At 53.8% G+C, this 21111-nt stretch carries 16 protein-coding genes; 3 read left to right on the top strand and 13 right to left on the bottom strand.

Going from position 1 to position 21111, the window contains the following annotated elements; genetic code table 11:
• Positions 1 to 75: 75 nt before the first annotated feature.
• Genes TH30_RS16410 through dctP form a run of 3 tightly spaced genes read right to left on the bottom strand, consistent with a single transcriptional unit; the run spans position 76 to position 2993 of the window.
• A complete protein-coding gene (locus TH30_RS16410; RefSeq protein WP_114099176.1) occupies positions 76 to 1389 on the bottom strand; it encodes a TRAP transporter large permease in 1314 nt (437 codons plus the stop codon).
• A gap of 1 nt (position 1390) precedes the next feature.
• Entirely contained in the window at positions 1391 to 1915 is a 525-nt protein-coding gene (locus tag TH30_RS16405; protein ID WP_114099175.1) for a TRAP transporter small permease subunit, read from the bottom strand.
• Positions 1916 to 1931: 16 nt separating this feature from the next.
• Complete coding sequence (gene dctP, locus TH30_RS16400; RefSeq protein WP_114099174.1) at positions 1932 to 2993, bottom strand: TRAP transporter substrate-binding protein DctP; 1062 nt, start codon at positions 2991 to 2993, stop codon at positions 1932 to 1934.
• Between the two features lie 342 nt (positions 2994 to 3335).
• Here dctP and TH30_RS16395 point away from each other — a divergent pair, with 342 nt between their 5' ends.
• Entirely contained in the window at positions 3336 to 4808 is a 1473-nt protein-coding gene (locus TH30_RS16395) for a Na+/H+ antiporter family protein (RefSeq protein ID WP_258548759.1), read from the top strand.
• Positions 4809 to 4892: 84 nt separating this feature from the next.
• Here TH30_RS16395 and TH30_RS16390 read toward each other — a convergent pair whose 3' ends face one another.
• The 7 genes from TH30_RS16390 to TH30_RS16355 form a co-directional block, all read right to left on the bottom strand.
• On the bottom strand, positions 4893 to 5657 hold the full coding sequence (locus tag TH30_RS16390) for an SDR family oxidoreductase (protein WP_114099173.1): 765 nt from the start codon (positions 5655 to 5657) through the stop codon (positions 4893 to 4895).
• Between the two features lie 163 nt (positions 5658 to 5820).
• A complete protein-coding gene (locus TH30_RS16385) occupies positions 5821 to 6411 on the bottom strand; it encodes a hypothetical protein (protein ID WP_114099172.1) in 591 nt (196 codons plus the stop codon).
• Between the two features lie 121 nt (positions 6412 to 6532).
• Positions 6533 to 7930 carry an NAD(P)(+) transhydrogenase (Re/Si-specific) subunit beta gene (locus TH30_RS16380; RefSeq protein WP_114099171.1) on the bottom strand — a complete coding sequence of 466 codons (1398 nt, stop codon included), beginning with the start codon at positions 7928 to 7930 and terminating at the stop codon, positions 6533 to 6535.
• Between the two features lie 12 nt (positions 7931 to 7942).
• On the bottom strand, positions 7943 to 8374 hold the full coding sequence (locus TH30_RS16375; protein ID WP_114099170.1) for an NAD(P) transhydrogenase subunit alpha part 2: 432 nt from the start codon (positions 8372 to 8374) through the stop codon (positions 7943 to 7945).
• A complete protein-coding gene (locus tag TH30_RS16370; protein ID WP_114099169.1) occupies positions 8367 to 9530 on the bottom strand; it encodes a Re/Si-specific NAD(P)(+) transhydrogenase subunit alpha in 1164 nt (387 codons plus the stop codon). Before TH30_RS16370 ends, TH30_RS16375 begins: the two co-directional genes overlap by 8 nt.
• Positions 9531 to 10245: 715 nt before the next feature.
• Entirely contained in the window at positions 10246 to 11625 is a 1380-nt protein-coding gene (locus TH30_RS16360; RefSeq protein ID WP_114099167.1) for an ABC1 kinase family protein, read from the bottom strand.
• 1 nt (position 11626) lies between these two features.
• The gene (locus tag TH30_RS16355) at positions 11627 to 13402 is read right to left on the bottom strand and encodes a M3 family oligoendopeptidase (protein ID WP_114099166.1); all 1776 of its coding nucleotides are present in this window, start codon (positions 13400 to 13402) and stop codon (positions 11627 to 11629) included.
• 487 nt (positions 13403 to 13889) lie between these two features.
• Here TH30_RS16355 and TH30_RS16350 point away from each other — a divergent pair, with 487 nt between their 5' ends.
• Complete coding sequence (locus TH30_RS16350) at positions 13890 to 15710, top strand: AMP-dependent synthetase/ligase (RefSeq protein ID WP_114099165.1); 1821 nt, start codon at positions 13890 to 13892, stop codon at positions 15708 to 15710.
• Positions 15711 to 15718: 8 nt separating this feature from the next.
• Positions 15719 to 16147: an ATP-binding protein gene (locus TH30_RS16345; protein ID WP_114099164.1), complete on the top strand. Its 429-nt coding sequence runs from the start codon at positions 15719 to 15721 to the stop codon at positions 16145 to 16147.
• Here TH30_RS16345 and TH30_RS16340 read toward each other — a convergent pair.
• The 3 genes from TH30_RS16340 to clpB all read right to left on the bottom strand — a co-directional run bounded on the left by TH30_RS16340 (position 16144) and on the right by clpB (position 20923).
• Positions 16144 to 16884 carry a DUF4197 domain-containing protein gene (locus TH30_RS16340; protein WP_258548758.1) on the bottom strand — a complete coding sequence of 247 codons (741 nt, stop codon included), beginning with the start codon at positions 16882 to 16884 and terminating at the stop codon, positions 16144 to 16146. The genes TH30_RS16345 and TH30_RS16340 overlap by 4 nt on opposite strands.
• A gap of 170 nt (positions 16885 to 17054) precedes the next feature.
• Positions 17055 to 18119 carry a phospholipase D-like domain-containing protein gene (locus TH30_RS16335; RefSeq protein WP_114099163.1) on the bottom strand — a complete coding sequence of 355 codons (1065 nt, stop codon included), beginning with the start codon at positions 18117 to 18119 and terminating at the stop codon, positions 17055 to 17057.
• 212 nt (positions 18120 to 18331) lie between these two features.
• Complete coding sequence (gene clpB / locus TH30_RS16330; RefSeq protein ID WP_114099162.1) at positions 18332 to 20923, bottom strand: ATP-dependent chaperone ClpB; 2592 nt, start codon at positions 20921 to 20923, stop codon at positions 18332 to 18334.
• Positions 20924 to 21111: the final 188 nt, after the last annotated feature.

Below are 21111 nucleotides of genomic sequence, written 5' to 3'. Positions count from 1 at the left end.
ACGTGATAAAAAAGCGGGGAGAAAAATCTCCCCGCTTTGTCATTTAAGTCCAGCTGCGTATCTGGATATCACAGCCTAGAAGCCGACGATTTTTGACGGCAACCAGGTCGCCGTGACCGGAAACGCCACCACCAGCAGCAAGGTCAATATTTGCAGCAGGATGAACGGGATCACGCCGCGGCACATCTGCCCATAGGTCATGTTGGGCGGGGCAATGGATTTCAGATAGAAAATCGACGATGCCATTGGCGGTGTCAGATATCCGGTCTGAATAACGATGATCACCAGCGTCGCAAACCAGACCGGGTCAACACCGGCACTGCGAATGAACGGCGTAAAAAGCGGCACACAAATCAACACATTGGCCGTCCAGTCCAGAACAAAGCCGAGAATGAACACGACGATCAGGAAGAATATGATCATTCCGGTCGTGCCAAGGCCCGATCCTTCAAGGAAGCCACGGATAAGCTGCGCCCCGCCATTGGCGGCAAACACCCCCATAAACATCGTGCCAGCAGCAACAATCAGAAGGATCATCGCCGAAATACGCACCGTGATCGCCAATGACTCGCGCATCACCGACATGCTGAACCGGCCGTAGGCAATACACAGGATAAGCGCACCAACCGCACCAACAGCCGCAGCCTCGGTCGGCGATGCTATCCCCGCCAGCAAAGATCCAAGCACGGCAAAGATCAGGGCAATGACTGGAAGAAGCGTTGAACATGTCAGCCTAAGCTTTTCGCCAAGCGGCATATCGTCTTCTTCTTCAAGTTCCGGCACTTTTTCGGGCGGGCGGATCATCCCGTGGATCAATAGATAACCGATAAACAGCGCAATCATGATCAAGCCGGGGAACATCATTCCGGCAAGGACTTCACCCACCGAAAGCTGTGCCAGTGACGCATACATCACCGCAATCACCGATGGCGGGATCATGGTACCAAGCGAACCACCCGCACAAATCGTCCCGGCAATCAGGCGATTGTCATAGCGGTATTTCTGCATGGCAGGGATGGCCATCATCCCGATCATGACTTCGACCGCACCAACAACCCCCGCTGCTGCGGCAAAAACCGCGCCCATTGCAATGGTCGCCACGGCAAGTCCGCCCGGAAGCCCTTTCAGCCAGATCTGCATGGTTTTGAACAGGCGTTCCGCAATTCCGGACCGCTCAAGGATTGCCCCCATAAGGATGAACATGGGGATGGCCGACAGAATGAAGTTGGTCGCCGCAGTATAGAAACTGCCATAGAGCTGATTGAAAATATGCGGACCAAAGGCGAATGCGCCAGCTGATACCGCGACAATTGCCAATGAAAAGGCAATCGGAATGCCTGCAAGAACCAGGACAAAAAGCCCCGGAAACATCAAAGCGGAAACAAGCATTTCAGGCGTCCCCTTCTTTTACCTGGGTGACACCTTTGGCTGCGCCGAATGCGCGCAAACCTTCGACAAGCAATTGCAGGCTCAAAGCCAGAAGTCCCAGGGCAAGGAGCGTATAGAACGGCCACATGAGCGGTGCCCACGGACTGACCATTTCAACTTCCCCGGAAACATAGGCATGCCATGCCTTGCCAATTGCGACTTTCGACAACATCGCAAAAATCGGGAACAGCAAGAAGACATAGATGAAGCCATTAAACCCGTCCCGGAACTTGGCGGGAAAGCGCGAGGACAAGAAGTCGATCCGCACATGGGCGTCTTCACGAAGTGCCTGTGCAGCGCCCAGGACAAACAAGGTTCCCGTAGCCATATAGGCGATATCAAAGGCCCAAAGTGTTGGCGCGTTAAACAGATAACGCGCCAGCACTTCGTAAATCATCGAGACGACCAGGCCCAATGCAACGATGTTGGCCACTTTTGAAAAAACGATCGACAAGCAGTCAATACCGCGAAACAGATATGAAAACATGGTCGCCTCCACGCAATCAGTCCTGGTTCCGGATCAGATAGCTGCTTTCTGCCGACCAGCGCGCCTTATAGGCATTATAGTCTGCAAGAATGTCTGCCATGGCCGGTTTGCCTGCTTCTTTCTGGGCATCCGCCTTTTTGGAAATCCAGTCGCTACCCGCCGAAGAAAGCTGTTCGATGAAAGCCGGGTCCAGGGTGATGATCTCGTTCTTGCCACCACGGAAGGTTTCCATCGCCTTCATGTCCTTGTCATAGAAGCTGACAACACTTTCGAGCGTGGTGAGTTCGGCTGCGGCCTCAAGCAACGGCTTGAGATCATCATCAAGCGCATCCCAGGTTTCCTGTTTGACGACAACTTCCCAAAGGAAGGTCGGCTGATGCACGCCCGGAACGATGATATAGGGGGCTGCTTCGTGGAAACCTTCCGGCAGGTTGCCCGACGGCGGGCCCCACTCGATGGCATCAACGCCTTTACGCTGCAGAAGGGTGTAAATTTCCCCCGGCGGCACAACGGTCGGAACCGCACCAAAATATTCGCGCATTACTTCGGCCCATGGGCCCGACGTACGATATTTAAGGCCTTTAAGGTCTTCGGCACTGCGGATCGGCTTGTTGGCATGTGCCATGATTTCAGACGAACCGATGCCGACGATCAGGTTCTTGAACCCTTCGGAAGCACGAATTTCAGACAGCTTTTCCTTTCCGCCGCCTTCATAAATCCAGGTCACGAATGCTTCCGGGCCCATACCGCCCGGGAAACCGGCAAAGATCGCGTTGATCGGATCTTTGTTTACCAGATAGCTCGGGGTTGAGTGACCGGCCTCGACAATACCGTCGCGCACGCCGTCATAAACCTGCAGGGCCGGAACCAGAACACCGGCACCGAACGGCTGGATTTCAACACGGTCACCGGTCAGAAGCGCTGCGTTATCGGCAAAGCGCTCAAGAAAATTGACATAGAACGGCGAACCTTCCGGCACAGAGGTCGGAACACGCCAGGTCACATCAGCCGCAAGAGCGGGCAGTGCGACAAGGCCAATGCCCATCGCCAGCGCGCCCTTCTTCACGAAATTGAACATGTTTTGCTTCCCTGAATTTTTACTAGCCAGAACATTTTGTCCTGCTCGATGGGTAGCTAAACATAATTGCATACTTAAAGTCGACAAAAAATTTATACAATATACAAAGGCACGCACTTATCTCCGCCTGACACAGGCAATCCACCTCGCGCATAGCGGGCATACATCTTCCAATAAGCCGTTGACGTTACGGCGCTTTCAGTTAAACCGTCCCTGACCGGGCATTTTGCCCATGCGCCCCACACGGTCGATCACGGTTCCCGTCAAAAGGTATGCCCACAGGGCGGGATGCCGTTTGACCTGTTTGCGCAAGACCAACCAGTCAAACGGGGAGACCTGACTGTGAGTTCGCCTGCCACCAATCCGGCTGTATCCGCCGGTGATTTCAACGGACGTTATCGTCTGACACGTGTTTTGCCCGCAATCGCCCTTGCCGGTGCGATCTATGGCATTGCCGCGCTTGCCGATTACCATATCAACGCGGTTCTTCTGACCATTGCGGTCATGATTGCGCTTTGTCTTCTGCGCGTGCCCGTGCCCATCGCCCTGATTTCCGCAGCCCTTCTGGGCGGCCTGCATGCAGGGATGGATACCGGGACTGCGATTGCCGCCCTTAACGACAATCTTCTGGTCGGCGCACAGGTTGGCATGACCTATGTAATGATCGGTGCCTTTGCCGTGGCGATTGCGCGTTCGGGTCTACTTGATCTGTTTGCGCAAAAGATTGCTGCCCGTGTCGGTACCGACAAACAGGCAACCTCCAAGGGCATGAAATGGATGCTGTTTGCCATTTTTATTGCCTGTTCGCTGATGTCACAGAACCTTGTGCCGGTGCATATCGCCTTTATCCCGGTGATGATCCCGCCGCTTCTGGCGGTCTTTAACCGCCTGCGTGTGGATCGCCGTGCCATTGCCTGTATTCTGGCCTGCTCGATCAGCTTTTCCTATTTGCTGCTGCCGACCGGATTTGGCGCGATTTACCTCAATGAAATCCTGATGGCCAATGTCAACGAAGTCGGCAGTGCCTATGACCTTTCCATGACCGCTGATATGGCGCCCAAGGCCATGTTCCTGCCGGTGATGGGCATTGTTGCCGGGATGCTGGTTGCGGTTTTCATCACCTATCGCAAGCCCCGTGATTACGTCGCCACTGAACTGACCGAGGACGCGGGCAGCAATGCCAAACAGGTCGAAGTCAAACCGCTTCAGCTGATCGCAACCCTTGCTGCCCTTGCCGTCGCCCTGATTTGCCAGTTGCAGTTTGACAGCCTTCTGGTTGGCGCAATGATCGGCTTTGTCATTCTTGCCGCTGCCGGTGTATTCCGCTGGCGCGCACAGGATGATGTCTTTACCGAAGGCATGCGGATGATGGCCCAGATCGCTGTCATCATCACCATTGCATCGGGCTTTGCCGGGGTGCTTGATGCCACGGGCGAAATCGCCCCGCTGGTCGAGGCATCTGCAAACCTGATCGGGGAAAACAGGGCGCTTGGTGCCCTGATCATGTTGCTGGTCGGTCTTTTCATCACCATCGGTTTTGGCGACAGCTTTGCCAGCGTTCCGATCCTTGCCCCGATCTATATCCCGCTGGCCCTTGCCCTTGGCTTCTCGCCCATGGCAACCATCGCCCTTCTGGGCGCATCAGCGGCCCTTGGTGATGCCGGATCGCCTGCATCGACCATTACCCTTGGTGCAACATCGGGCCTTAATGCCGATGGACAGCATGATCATGTGAAGGATTCCGTGATCCCGACCTTCATCCACGCCAATTTCGGCATGGTCCTGTTTGCCTGGGTCGCAGCAATGGTTCTCTAACCGGAACCTGATACCCAACAGCGAAACGACAAGGAGCGGCCCCGCAAAGGCCGCTCCTTTTGTATTTATGTGCTCGCTATTTTCCTAGGCCGCTTTGCAGATCGACGTGCCACCATCAACCGCCATCGCCGTTCCGGTCACAAAGCTTGACGCATCGGATGCCAGGAACAAGGCCGCCTTGGTGATTTCCATCGGATCGGCAATCCGGCCCAGCGCATGGAACCCTTCGACCATGGCACGGGTTTCCGGGTCACTGGTAAAACTTGATGCCATCGGCGTATCGGTTCCACCGGGCACCAGCGCATTGACCCGCACATTGGCCGCGCCGTATTCCACTGCCAGACATTGCGCCATACCAAGCAGCCCCATCTTGCTGGCGGCATAGGCGGTCATGCCGGGCATTCCGATGGTATGACCGACAAAGGTCGATGTGAAAATCACTGATCCGCCGCCGCGTTTGGCAATTTCGGGGAGCTGATACTTCGCCCCGAACATCGACGCCGTCAGATTGGTGCGCAGCGTCTGCTCCCAATCCTCAACCGTGATGTCATCAAGCGATCCAAGTATTCCCAAACGCCCGGCATTGTTAAAACCGACATCAAGCCCGCCATATTCACCAACCGCGGCATTGACCAGCGCCTTGGCAAAGGCTTCCTCGCACACATCACCGGCCATGCCAAATGCCTGCCCGCCTGCCCCGGTGATTTCGCCGACCACGGTATCAAGCCGGTCCGCATTGCGCGCCGCAAGGACAAGCTTTGCCCCTTCGGATGCAAACAGCTTGGCCGATGCAGCCCCGATACCGCTGCTGGCACCGGTGATAATCACTACCTTGTTTTCAAGTAACATGATCTTTCCATTCCATCTGGCACCGGAGCCCTGCAACAAACGGCAAACATCCCGGTGCAATTAACGATGGGGAAAGGGTAAGCGCGGCAAATGATCCCTGCTCGCCAGTTTCGGACCTGCAATTCCGAGCCATGATTTCCGCCCCCAAGAACCGGCAGTGTGCCTATGATTTTCCGGAAATCCAGTTGGCGAACTGATCCATCATGGTTGGCTCATAGCCAATCGGATCAGGCATCGGTTCAGACCGGATAATGATCCCTGACTGGGTGCGATAGACCCGGTAAACCGTATCTTCCCTGATATCGGTAAAGGTCGAGCTGCCATAGTCAGCATCAATCAGGAAGTTCCATTCGGCAAGGTAACTGACGATATCAAGCGCGTCCCCGATCCCCAGATCATAGGCCCGAAAGGGTGCGGTATTTTGCCGCGCCACGTCGCGATAGCGGCCTTCAAACCGCACAAGCTGATAGCGCGCATCCATGCCAATGATATTGGCCCATGGCTTTAACTTGATGAACTCCGCATCAATCCGCCACTGATCGCCAAGTATTTCATAAGACCCGCTCACACCGGGATCATCCGACACCAGATGGGCGGTAAACACATCCTCGGACACCGGTTCGAAATAAAGGGCAGCAATCGGGTCTTCGTCGGTCAGGCGCACATAGGTCAGAACATTCAGCCCCATCGATGCGACCAGCGCAATCGACAGAACAATAACCAGAAACAGCGAGACCCTGACTATCCGAAACATATAACCTTCCAACTAGCGTGGGGAAAATCCTCTGACAGCTTGAAGTTATAAGCAACCTCTCGGACGAAAAAAAGGCGGCCCCATCGGAGCCGCCTTCTTCATTTCAAACCAAATGGTTCGATCAGTTATCAAGATGCATGACGATTTCTTCGCACATCTTTTTGGCATCACCAAACAGCATCATGGTGTTGTCCTTGAAGAACAGTTCGTTCTGGATGCCTGCGTAGCCCGCTGACATGCCACGTTTGACGAACAGGACCGTTTTGGCCTTTTCGACTTCAAGGATCGGCATACCAAAGATCGGGCTGGCCGGATCGGTTTTGGCAGCCGGGTTGGTGATGTCATTGGCCCCGATGACAAAGGCAACGTCGGCGGATCCGAAATCACGGTTGATTTCTTCCATCTCCAGAACGTCGTCATAGGGAACGCTGGCCTCGGCCAGAAGCACGTTCATATGACCTGGCATACGACCTGCCACCGGATGGATGGCGTAGCGGACATTGACACCCTCACTTTTGAGGATATCGGCCATTTCACGCAAAGCATGCTGTGCCTGTGCCACGGCCATGCCATAGCCCGGCACGATGATCACGCTTGAGGCGTTCTTCATGATGAAGGCCGCATCATCGGCCGATCCGGATTTGACCGCGCGGTCGCCATCGCCACCGCCGCCTGCTGCTGCTTCGCCTTCGGCCCCAAAGCCACCAAAGATGACATTGAAGATCGAACGGTTCATGCCCTTGCACATGATGTAGGACAGGATCGCACCCGACGCACCAACCAGCGCACCGGTAATGATCAACGCATTATTCTGAAGCGTAAAGCCGATGCCACATGCTGCCCAACCGGAATAGGAGTTCAGCATGGAAACAACAACCGGCATGTCCGCCCCGCCAATCGGAATGATCAGCGTGATGCCCAGAACAAGGGCAAGCGCAACCAGGATCCAGAAGGCTGTGTGGCTTTCGGTTGCGACAAGGATGATGGCAAAGACAACGATGCCAATCCCGATGCAAAGATTGAGCATATGCTGCCCCGGGAAGCGCACCGGCGTCCCCGAAACAATGCCCTGCAACTTGCCAAATGCGACAAGCGAACCGGTAAAGGTGATGGCACCAATCGCAACACCAAGACCCATTTCAATCAGGCTGGCCGCACCGATATTGCCCGCCGTGCCAAGACCATAGGCACCGGGTGAATAAAGGGCTGCACCGGCAACAAACACAGCCGCCAGACCAACGAGCGAGTGGAAGGCCGCAACAAGCTGTGGCAGTGCGGTCATCTGGATCTTGAGCGCGATGACCGTACCGATGGCACCGCCGATCAGGATCCCGACAATGATAGTGGTGTAAGACAGCACCGACGGGGATGCCAGCGTGGTAAAGATGGCAATTGCCATACCCACCATGCCAAGGATGTTCCCGGTCCGGGCTGATTCAGGTGACGACAGGCCGCGCAACGAAAGAATGAAGCAGACCGAGGCCACCAGATACAGGAAAGCCGAAAGGTTTTCCGACATTGTGTGTTCCCCCTACTTCTTTTTCTTGAACATATGCAGCATGCGCTGGGCAACGATGAAGCCGCCAAAGATGTTGATCGACGCCAACACCACCGCGATGAAGCCCATCATCTTGGAGAAGTTCATCTCCACCGGGCCTGCTGCAAGAAGCGCACCGACAATAATCACCGACGAAATGGCGTTGGTAACCGCCATCAGGGGTGAATGAAGGGCCGGGGTGACTTTCCACACGACGTAATAGCCAACAAAGCAGGCCAGTACGAACACGGTCAGGCCAAGGACAGTCGGGCTGACACCCGATCCCTGGACCGCGACCGCGGCGGTGTTTGCCGCGTCGGTCGCACCGCTTGCCAGACTGTCGGCAAGCTTTGCGGCCTTTTCCGCCAGACCAAGGGCGGCATCGCGCAGTTCATTTGCATTCTGGGCTACGGATTGATCAGCCATTTGCGACCTCCTCCCCGCCGAATTTCGGATGTACGACCTTTCCGTCATGGGTCAGACGGGTTTCGGCAATGATCTGGTCTTCGCCGTTAAACACCAGTGCGCCCTTGTCCTTGTCGACAGAAAGGGTGATGAAGTTCAAAAGGTTCTTGGCATACATCGCGGTTGCATCGGTCGCGACCGAGCTTGTGATGTTTGCAGGGCCGATCAGCTTGACACCATTTTCGGTCATAACCGTTTCGCCAAGCTTCACACCGGCAACGTTACCGCCGCGTTCAGCCGCAAGGTCAATGATCACCGAACCCGGCTTCATGCCTGCAACCATGTCGGCTGTGACAATTTCCGGGGCCGGACGACCGGGAATAAGGGCGGTCGTGATCACGATATCGGTTTTGGCCAGAACTTCCTTAAGCTTGGCTGCCTGTTTCTTTTTGTAGTCGTCCGACATTTCCTTGGCATATCCGCCAGAGGTTTCTGCATCAGATGCACTGTCGTCTTCGACTTCGATAAAGGTCCCGCCAAGGGATTGAACCTGTTCCTTGACCGCCGGGCGCACATCAAATGCCGAAACAACGGCACCAAGACGCTTGGCGGTTGCAATGGCCTGAAGCCCTGCAACACCGGCCCCAACCACGACAACACGTGCCGGTGCCAAAGTACCCGCAGCGGTCATCATCATCGGGTAAATGCGGCCAAATTCATGGGCAGCATCCAGAACGGCGCGATATCCGGCAAGGTTGGATTGCGAGGACAGCACATCCATCGACTGCGCACGCGAAATACGCGGCATCAGTTCCATGGAATATCCATCCACACCCGCCTGCGCCATCGCCTCGATCAGCTCCTTGCGATCATATGGCTCCAGCAGGGCGACAACCGCCGCCCCCTTTTTATAGGCCGTCAATTCATTGGTTTTGCCGTCAATGACAGGTGGGCGCACCTTGAAGATGACATCGGCATCCTTCACGGCGGTTTTCATCGTTTTGGCAATAGTTGCACCGGCATCGACAAAGCGATCATCCGGTATGGCGGCGTCAATTCCGGCACCAGCCTCAATTGCAACGTCGAACCCCAAAGACTTCAGCTTCTTGACTGTCTCTGGTGTGACGGCAACGCGCTTCTCTCCGGGCCATATTTCCTTTGGAACGGCCAGTTTCATCGCGTTAGACCTCCTTCCCTAATGTTTTGGTAAGCACGGTAATTCTTGTTTTTATTGCGAAGTAACCGGTTTCGAAATGTCATCACGCATCTCGTTTGATCCCGGCTACCGGCACCCTTGCCCGGAAAGAAAAAAGGCGGTTCTTCCAGCAAATGCAGAAGAAACCGCCCACTTTCCCACCACGCATTCCGAGGCATAAAGCCTTGGTGACATGTCAGGTCCCACCCGCCATTGGTGCTCAGGACAAACAATCAATGACGCCCCGCCATGTCTGCGTTAAAAGCAAGATGCGATTTCCCACCAACAACCTCAATATCAAAAACCAACAAAAAATCAGTTTAACTACATTTCGATTAAAAAATTCAAAAATGATCTATGTGCGGAAGTTCGCACATTTTATTTCCACCACGGAACAGGTCCTTGTCCTGACCGGCAAGTAATAGATCGTTGATTTACGGCAGTTTCCCCTATTTATACCCCACGCAGTAAGTGAACATTATCTTACAAATAAACGCAGAAGTCTGTATTAATCGCCTGCGCGGCACAGATATGGAAACGTATGGAACAGGAAAAAGTTCGCGAAAAAACTTCGCGACTTTTTGGAAATACGATGGTGTTTTTGCCTGAAACGACCGCTACGCACCCTCGAAACAGGTAAAATCAAACCCGATTCCGGTGTCAAAAAAGTCGAATCGCCAGATCAGAATTCCGGTTATCAGGCGTCCGGGCGGTCCAGACCGATCAATTCAAGCGCCTCATTCTGGCGGGTCTCCAGTTCAGAAACATCAAAATCCCCCACCAGATCATGGAACAGGCGATACCAGTTCACATGGGCATCAAGGCGCAGGAACACCGCACCAAGCCCGACGGCGGCACGATCAACCAGAACAAATTCACGCGGCGGTTTGACCCCGCCAACCCGACGAAGTTCCTGATGGACCTTGGCGGCAACTTCTGCGCCGTAGGCAACCGAATTGGTTTCACCCATCTTGCGTTCGCGGTCATCAAGGATCGGGCCATAAACAAAGCTGGCCCAGATATTAAGCACATCAATCAGTTCGCGTGATGGCGCCTCAAAGCCCCAGCTTTCATAAGCACTCACCGCCTTTTCCTCGTCCTTGTCGCGAAGCGCTTCATAAAGCGTGATCACGGCATTGACGAAACCGGGTTTAAAAATGCGGATACAGCCAAAATCAAGAAGATTGACCGAAAGGTCATCGCGCAATGTGTAATTGCCCAGATGCGGATCGCCATGGATCACGCCGTATCGGTAAAACGGCACATACCAGGCCCGGAACATATTAAGGGCAACCGCATTACGCGCATCCTGATCCGGGTCGCTATCAAGGAATTTCTGGAATTTCTGGCCGGTTTGCCAGGTCATGGTCAAAAGCCGGCTGGTGGTTAGCTCGTCCACGGGCTCAGGCACATGCATGGCATTTTCCCCGGCCAGCATGTGGCCATACAGGCGCATGTGCTTGGCTTCGCGGGCATAATCAAGCTCTTCACGCAGACGCGCTGTCAGTTCGTCCTGAATGTTGCCGGCATCAATCGCACTGTCATAGCGCTTATAGATCGCAAAGGCGGCACGCAGCTGTTTCAGATCGGCCTCAACAGTTGCAGACATATCGGGATATTGCAGTTTGCAGGCAACATCGCGACCATCAGGCAAGACGGCCTTATGGACCTGCCCCAATGAGGCGGCTGCGACCGCATCGCGGCTGAATTCGGTGAAGTTTGATTGCCATCCGGCCCCCAGTTCGCTGCGCATCCGGCGTTTGACAAACAGCCAGCCCATGCTGGGCGCGTCTGCCTGAAGAGATGCCAGCGCCTGGCTATATTCACGCGGCAGGGCATCGGGGATGGTCGAGAGGATCTGGGCGACCTTCATCAGCGGCCCCTTAAGCCCGCCGAGCACCGCGGTCAGTTCGGCAGCGTATTTCGCATGATCGATTTCGCCGCCGAAGACCTTTCCGGTGGCAAGGCGCGCGGCCAGCTTGCTGGCCGACGCCCCCACCCTTGCATAACGACGAACCCGCCCGCCAAACCTGTTTTCTTCGGATGGGACGGTAAAATCATCGTCGTTAGCACTCATATCAGGAAAGCTCCTCCAGCTCGTCGATCATACGCTTGATCATGTTCAGACCACGTTGCCAGAAGGCCGGGTCAGATGCATCAAGTCCGAACGGTGCCAGAAGTTCCTTGTGATGCTTGGTGCCGCCAGCTTTGAGCATATCTAGATACTTCTGCTGGAAGCCGTCTTCGGCGTTCTCGTAAACATCGTAAAGCGAGTTCACGAGGCAATCGCCAAAGGCATAGGCATACACATAGAATGGCGAATGAATGAAATGCGGAATGTATGACCAGTAATATTTGTACTCGTCCTCATACCGGATGGCATCGCCCAGACTTTCATGCTGTACGGCAATCCAGATGTCGCAGATCTCATCGACGGTCAATTCACCTTCGCGACGCTTGTCATGAACACGTTTTTCAAACTCGAAGAACGCGATCTGGCGCACGACGGTATTGAGCATATCCTCAACCTTGCCCGCCAGCATGATGCGTTTCATCTTCGGATCGGCTTCCGAACGCAGCATCGACTGGAAGGTCAGCATTTCACCAAAGACCGATGCGGTTTCGGCAAGGGTAAGCGGCGTATCGGACAGGAAATAGCCATGCTCGCCCGCCAGAACCTGATGCACGCCATGGCCCAGCTCATGGGCAAGGGTCATCACGTCACGCGTTTTGCCGTGATAGTTCAACAGCAAATAGGGATGTGCGGACGGAACGGTCGGATGGGCAAAGGCCCCTGATGACTTGCCAGCACGCGGCGGCACATCGATCCAGGGATTATCAAAGAATTTCTGACCAACCTCTGCCAGTTCCGGCGAAAATTCGCCATAGGCCTTAAGGACGGTCGAACGCGCCGTTTCCCATTCGATCTGACGATCATCATCGTCAGGAAGCGGCGCATTGCGGTCCCAGTAATCAAGCTGATCGACACCGAACCATTTCGCCTTCAGGCGATAGTAACGATGCGACAGATCGGCATGGCTGTTTTTAACGGCAGTATTCAGGGCGCTCACAACTTCGTCCTCAACCTGGTTGGACAGGTTGCGCGAGGAAACCGGTGTTGAAAACTTGCGCAGGCGATCATCAATTTCCTTGTCCTTGGCAAGGGTATTGGTGATGTGCGCCAGAAGCTTGATATTCTTGCCCAGAACGTCACCGATTGCCTTGGCGGCCTTTTTGCGGTCTTCCACCCTGGTCGAGGACAGCATGTTCGACGCGTCCGACATGGTCAGGTCATTGCCATCAATCGGGAAGCGCAGATCAGCCATGGTCTGGTCAAACAGACGCACCCATGCGCTTGCCCCGGCAACGCGACGTTCGTGAAGAACCTGCTCGACCTCGTCTGAAAGCTGGTGCGGACGGAACGCACGGTTTTCATTCAGCCACGGACGGTAACGGCGCAGGTCGGCACTCTGATCATATTTGGCATCAAGAACGGCATCCTCGATCCGGTTCAGTTCAAGCCCGAAGAACAGTGACAGGCTTGAAATAGCCGTCATTTCTTCCTGAACGGACTGATAGAACTGGCCGATGGCCGCATCGGCACTGTCACCTGCATAAAGAAGCTGCGCAAAGGAGCCGATCTTGCCGCAAATTTCGCTGATGGCTTCGTATTCGGCAATTGCCGCTGCCAATTCATCACCGGAAAGATCGTTCAGTTTGCCCTGATAGCTTTGCTGAAACGCTTGCGACCGGCCTTTGGCATCATCAAGATCGCGCCGGATTGCGGGGTCTTTTGGATCGTTATAGAGATCCGTCAGATCCCAGGTCGGCAAATTCTTGTTGATCGCGTTCATTTGTCCTCCAGACAGTCTCTAATCTCTTGCTTTCGCCCCGGTTTGCACAAACATGATCCCTCATGTCGCGCAATCAGCTCCCGATACCGATATATAGCTGCTTGATGCCATATCACCAGTCCTGAATGCAGATAGGCTTGCATGCAATGAGTTTGATCATATCGCCACCGCCATACTGAACAACCGCAAACCACGTTAGAGTTGTCGGGTTATTGTGTTCAGAACGCGTCATTGACGGAACGATTGCGTGAAAATTTCGTTAGAAATTCAATATTCTTTGGCAAAAGCAACGCCGCAGGGACCAGAATTGTCATTTTCCGGCTGCGAAATGATGCAATCCCTGATAACAAAATTGTCTTGGAACGTTCATTTAAATTCAGCACGATTGCATCTGATCGGATGTGAACGATTTGAATAGAACACACCAGATCAGGGCAACACCAAGATTGTCCGACCACGGGAAAAGATAACCAGGCAAGGAAATGTCATGACGAGCTTGCAGGATTATGCCGACTGGCAAAACTTGCCCTCGATGTTTTTCGCTCAGGCCAAAAAATACGGTGACGCACCGTTCCTTTGGACCAAAAGCAGCGAAACCGGTGAATTTGCGCCCACCACCTGGCTTGAGGCCGCCGATCAGGTCCGCGCCCTTGCCCGCGCGCTTTATGATATTGGCGTGCGTGCCGGTGACCGGGTGTTGCTTGTGTCCGAGAACCGCACAGAATGGGGTATTGCCGACCTTGCCATCATGTGCGTCGGTGCGATGACAGTCCCGGCCTATACCACCAATACCGAGCGCGACCATCTGCACGCGATCGAAGACAGTGGTGCGGCCATTGCCATCATCTCGACCAAGAAACTGGCCCAGCCCTTCCTGCATGCTGCCCTTGATAGCGGGCGCTGCCGTCATGCCATCATGATGGAAGAATGGGGGCAAAGCTTTGTCGGTGATATCTCCATTTCGCGCTGGGATGACCTGATTGCCAAGGGCCGTGGCCTTTCCGATGATATTGATGGCTGGGTTTCGGGCATCAAGCGCGATGATCTTGCCTGCCTGATTTATACATCGGGCACCGGTGGATCACCCAAGGGCGTGATGCTCAGCCACGGGGCGATCATTTCAAACTGCATGGGTGCCTTTGACATTATCGAAACCCTTGGCATCGACAACGAAATCTTCCTGTCCTTCCTGCCGCTGTCGCATTCCTATGAGCATACAGCCGGGCTTTATTTCCCGATCAGTATTGGTGCCCAGATCTATTACGCCGAAAGCCTTGACAAGCTTGCAGCCAACCTTGCCGAAGTCCGCCCGACCATCATGACCGCTGTGCCGCGTCTTTACGAGATGCTTTATCAGCGTATGAGCCGCATGGTCGAAAAGGAAGGCGGCTTCAAACAGAAACTGTTTGAACTTACATTGCGCCTTGGCCGCAAGAACTATGAAAAGCAGCGCCTGACCCTTATCGAGAAGTTCCAGAATCTCGCATGTGAGTTGCTGTTGCGCCGCAAATTGCGTCAACGTTTCGGTGGTCGCATCAAGGCGATGGTTTCAGGCGGAGGGCCGCTGAACTATGAGCTGGGCGTTCTGTTTGTATCGTGCGGCATTCGTATTCTTCAGGGCTATGGCCAGACGGAATTTGCGCCGGTGGTTTCGTGTAACCGTGCAGAAAACAACAAGCTGCGTACTGTTGGCCCGCCCATGGTTGGTGCCGAAGTCAAGATTGCCGAAGATGGCGAAATCCTGATGCGCGGCGAAAGCATGATGAAGGGCTACTGGAACCTGCCCGAAGTCACCGCAGCCACCATCATTGACGGATGGCTTCATACAGGCGACATCGGCACGTTTGACGAAGAAGGCAGCCTGATGATCACCGACCGCAAGAAGGACATCATTGTCAATTCCGGCGGCGACAACATCTCGCCGCAGCGGATCGAAGGCCTGATGACTCTGGAAACCGAAATTTCACAGGCCATGGTATATGGCGATGCCTTGCCTTATCTGGTTGCTGTGATCTGGCCAGAAGAAGACTTCATGCGCGAATTTGCCCGCGACAATTCGATTACCAACACCATCGAAGAATTGTCTAAAAATGATGACTTCCGCAAAGTCTTCCGCGAGGCAATTGATCGGGTCAATACGCGCCTGTCGACGATTGAAAAGGTCCGAAGCTTCATGTTTGCCGAGGCCCCGTTTACCATCGATAACGAGATGCTTACGCCATCCATGAAAATCCGTCGGCATAAAATCCGCGAGGCGTATGGCAAGCAACTTGACGGACTCTATCAGCGCAAGCGCCAGGGGCAGTAACCGACCAAATGCCCAAGACTAAAGAACACCAACATAACCAGACTCTGACCCTGATCCGTGGGTTACCCGGATCAGGGAAATCAACATTGGCAAGGAATCTGGCATCGGCAACAGGTGCTGTTCATCTTGAAGCCGATATGTTCATGGTAGATCGGCAGGGTTTCTACGAGTTCGATATCCGTCGACTCACAAAAACCCACGCCAAATGCGAAGCCAAATGCCAGGAAGCCCTTAAGGAAGGCAAGAATGTCGTCGTATCGAACACCTTCACCCGTTTCTGGGAAATGAAGGCCTATATCGATATGGCCGAACATCTTGGCGTTCCTCTTCAAATCGTTGAATGCCATGGCCGGTTTGGCAGCATCCATCAGGTTCCTGACGAAACGTTTGCCGATATGCGTGATCGCTGGGAAGACCTTCCCGCCGCATATCGCTAGTTTGCCGCCGAAAAGACCCTTTTGAGGATATCAGTTGTCCAGCGGGCCGGATCAGAGCGGATATCTGCCTCTTGCAGGGCGATGTAATGGAACAATCCGTCCATCGCCTTTTCCGTCGCATGATCGGTTAGCGACGCTTTCAGATCCGGTACAAACGGCAATGTGTCATATTGCCCGACCATCTGGTCATACAGCGACAGCGCCCCGGTATCAGAAAGTGCATCGGTAATCACCGGACGCAAACGGCCTTCAATATCCGATCCCCCCACACGGCGCAGATAACTGGTCGCCGCATCATCTGGCCCCTCAAGGATACCCTTTGCATCGGCAACCGTCATCTGGCTGATCGCCTTGACCAGAATGTCACCAGCATCGGTCATGGTTTGCTCAGCCGCGCGGTTCATACGCAATTCAATCTCGTCGGCATAGCTGCCAAGACCGGCAGCGCTCAGAAGTTTCTGCGCACTTTTGACACTTTCAGGAAGCGGAATATGGGCGACCGGATCGGCATTAAACCCGTCTGTGGCACCAAGCTGCTCGGTCACCAGTTCCACCCCCATATCAAGCGCCTGCTTAAGCCCCTGCTCGACCGTGTCTGACGAAAGAGCCGATATCGCAGAACTGCTGCTGCCTGAGGAACTCGTAGCTCCGGATGAATTTAGCGCCTCGCCAAGGGTCTGCTTTGCCTTATCAAAAAAGGACTGGGCATTGGCCAAAGAGGCCATACCGACGACCATACAAACGACTGCAGAGACTGCAGGTATCCTGAATTTTTTAGCCAACATTCGTTCGTCCCAACCTGTGTTACCCTCAAGAAACCAGATGGTGACAACAAATAGTGACTTGAACAAGACAACCAATGTCCCTGAAAATCATTTCCCGTCAGAAAAATCGCATCTCTGATGTTTTAGCCGTCAGACAAGGCGGTTCCATGTTCTGCAATTATCCGGTCAATTTCGCGCCTTGCGAATAGCGCTATTTGGGACTGCGCTTCACGTTGCGCATCCGATTGCGGGTCAAATGCACCAATGACGATAATGTTTTCATCATTCAGCTGGTTGGCTGGACCGGTGTAATTAAAGGAACCGGCAATCACGACCTGATCATCAAGCACCATCAGCTTGTGATGCAGCTTGCCGAGTGTACTGCTTTTTTTTACGCCATATAAGTCACCACCTGCGGCGACCAGATCCTTTGTTGGTGCCCAGGCATTCACCCCCTGACTGTAATCAAGCGCACCGCGGATCGGCATCCCCATCTCAATGAGACGCAGCATCGTGTCATCAATACCCGATGATTTCGAAAACGTGAAAATGGCAAAATCGATCCGTGATCGTGCCTTCATCATCTGTTTCATGATTTCCATTTCCGGATTGTGGTCCGGTGCGAAGGCGATCTTTATCGGAATGCCTGAAACAGTTTCATAGGTTGGCTTGGCGTCATGCCCTTCATTCCGCTTGCCAAAATGCCCTTGCTGAATTTCCCGAAATTCCCGGGCATAGGTTGAAGCGATTTTCTTGTCATGCAGGATCACAACATGATTAAGGTTCTTGTGCGTTCCTGTCGGTGTAAAATTCGTACTGCCGGTCAAAACAGATTGGCCATCACGAATGATAAATTTTTGATGAAAAATGCTGGAATTGAAGTCAACCTTTACGTCGATATTTGACCGTAATATTGCATCGTGAATGACACGGTTCGGCTCATTCTTTCCGCCAGGTTCAAATGGCTCGGGCTTGATCGTCGAGCTGCGCAGATAGCTTTGCTCAACAACCAGTTTTACCCGAACCCGATTTTGTCGCGCTCTAATGATCGCCTCGGCAATAGGCCGACTTTCAAGTTCCTGGACGGCGATTTCCAGACGTTTTGTCGCTCCATTGATGAATTCGACAATGACATCTTCCAGATTGTCCGGCGCACCCAGCGTATGAGGGCCATTGTAGAATTCCACATTTCCGACTTTCATCGCCATATCTGTCCCTCTCACTGCACAACCAAAACAAATATACGATAAGATAAATTCAACCCAGAGAATATTACATATCCATGATCCAGTCAGCAATCCAGCGACCAGCGTGAATTTCATCAAAATGTCCGAATTCCGGCAGCCCGGGACAATGCAAAAGAAAACCCCGGTTTTCTCAACCGGGGTTCTCGTTTTGGCTATTGTGATGCTTTCGATTTTTAATCGACAATCTCGACCTTTTTGCCATTCAGCAAAAGATCATTTCCCTCTGTCGAGACCGGAACGGTATCCCCGTCCTTGATCCCGCCTTCAAGGATCTGCATTGCCAGCGGGTTCTGCAGGTAGCGTTGAATAACGCGTTTGAGCGGACGCGCCCCATAGACCGGATCATAACCCTTTTCGGCCAGCCAGTCCTTGGCGGCATCATCAAGCTTGAGCTCGATCTTGCGATCAAACAGAAGCTTCTCAAGACGGCCCAGCTGAATATCCACAATCTTGCCCATCTGCTCACGGGCCAGACGATGGAACAGAATGGTTTCGTCCAGACGGTTCAGGAATTCCGGACGGAATGATGCCCGGACGATTTCCATGACCTGATTGCGGACTTCGCCGCTGTCATGCCCCGGCTGCTGATTGGCAAGAATCTCGCCGCCCAAGTTGGAGGTCAGAATGATCAGGGTATTGCGGAAATCGACAACCCGGCCCTGTCCGTCGGTCAGACGACCTTCATCAAGAACCTGAAGCAGGACGTTGAACACATCCGGGTGTGCCTTTTCGACTTCGTCAAACAGCACAACCTGATATGGACGACGACGAACTGCCTCGGTCAGCGAACCACCTTCTTCATAGCCGACATATCCCGGAGGCGCACCGATCAGACGGGCGACTGCATGTTTCTCCATGAATTCGGACATATCAATCCGCACCATGGCCTGTTCATCATCAAACAGGAACTGTGCAAGCGCCTTTGTAAGCTCGGTCTTGCCAACGCCAGTCGGACCAAGAAACAGGAACGAACCAATCGGTCGGTTTGGATCCTGAAGCCCCGCACGGGCACGACGAACCGCGTTCGAGATCGAACGAACAGCTTCATCCTGTCCGACAACCCGCTTGCGCAGGGTGTCTTCCATTTCCAGAAGCTTTTCGCGTTCACCTTCAAGCATCTTGTCGACCGGGATACCCGTCCAGCGCGACACGATGGATGCGATGTGCTTTTCCGTAACCGCCTCTTCCTTCATGCCGTCAGCCTGATCTTCCTCGGCCTTTTCAAGCAGGCGCTCAAGAGCCGGGATTTCTTCATACTGAAGCTGACCGGCGCGTTCGAGCTTGCCATCACGCATGGCGCGTTCAAGTTCGCTGCGTGCCTGATCAAGCTGTTCCTTGATCTGGGTTGATGCCGCCAGTTCGGTTTTTTGCGCTTCCCATTTCGCGGTCAGAAGGGTCGATTTGCCTTCAAGCTCGGTCAGTTCCTTTTCCAGACGGCCAAGACGATCTTTCGACGCACTGTCGTCTTCTTTCTTCAGTGCTTCGCGTTCAATCTTGAGCTGGATGATCCGGCGATCAAGTTCATCAATTTCTTCGGGTTTGGAATCAAGTTCCATCCGCAGACGCGATGATGCCTCATCCATCAGGTCAATCGCCTTGTCAGGAAGGAAGCGATCCGTGATGTAGCGGTTTGAAAGCGTTGCTGCGGCCACCAGTGCCGCATCGGCAATGCGAACCCCGTGATGAAGTTCGTATTTGTCCTTGATCCCGCGCAGGATCGATACCGTGTCGCTTACCGACGGTTCCGAGACAAAGACCGGCTGGAAACGCCGGGCCAGTGCCGCATCCTTTTCGATATGCTGACGATATTCGTCCAAAGTGGTCGCACCGACGCAATGCAGCTCGCCTCGTGCCAGTGCCGGTTTAAGAAGGTTTGATGCATCCATCGACCCTTCGGCCTTGCCGGCCCCCACAAGCGTATGCAGCTCGTCAATGAACAGAATGACCTGACCTGCTTCGGATTCAATTTCGCTCAGAACGGCTTTAAGACGTTCTTCAAACTCGCCACGGAACTTGGCACCGGCAATCAGCGCACCAAGGTCAAGCGACAAAAGTTTCTTGTCCTTGAGCGTTTCGGGTACGTCACCCTTGACGATGCGCAATGCCAGACCTTCGGCAATGGCGGTTTTACCAACGCCGGGTTCACCGATCATCACCGGGTTGTTCTTGGTCCGGCGCGACAGGACCTGAATCGCGCGACGGATTTCCTCGTCACGGCCAATCACCGGATCAAGTTTGCCTTCACGCGCGGCCTCGGTCAGGTCACGGGCATATTTCTTAAGCGCGTCATATTGGCTTTCCGCACCGGCACTATCAGCTGTCCGGCCCTTGCGAATGTCATTGATCGCCCCATTAAGGCTTTGCGCCGTGACACCGGCATCAGCCAGAACCTTGCCCGCGGTTGATTTCGGATCAAGGGCAATGGTCAGCAGCAGCCGTTCAGCCGAGACATAACTGTCACCGGCTTTTTTGGCGACTTCCTGAGCCTGATCAATCAGTCGGGCAAATTCCGACGAGAGATAAATCTGACCATTGCCACCGGAAACCTTTGGCAATTTCGCCAGTTCCTGTGCGCAACGCTCCTGGGCAAGCTTGGGCTTGCCGCCGGCTGCCTTGATCAGATTGGCTGCCAGACCTTCTTCGTCATCAAGCAGCACTTTCAGAAGATGGATCGGGACAAATTGCTGATGATTTTCGCGCAGCGCAAGCGATTGCGCGGACTGCAAAAACCCTTTGGACCGGTCCGTAAACTTTTCAAATTCCATTCCTGTCACTCCTTGAGCCAACAGTATTTAAACGATGTGGACCTTCTTGGAAGCATCCACGGCCTTGGCGTCATTGCCGAATTCTAAAATTATAGATTATTTCAACAGCGACAACATTGATATGTATCACCCTTGCACGTTTGCAACCATATACCCCTACAAAAGTTGCAAGAATTAATTGTGCGCCG

This window comes from Thalassospira profundimaris (assembly GCF_003326795.1).
Taxonomy (GTDB): domain Bacteria; phylum Pseudomonadota; class Alphaproteobacteria; order Rhodospirillales; family Thalassospiraceae; genus Thalassospira; species Thalassospira profundimaris_C.
The sequence above is the reverse complement of the archived record's forward strand: the minus strand, read 5'-3'. Positions and strand labels throughout refer to the sequence as shown.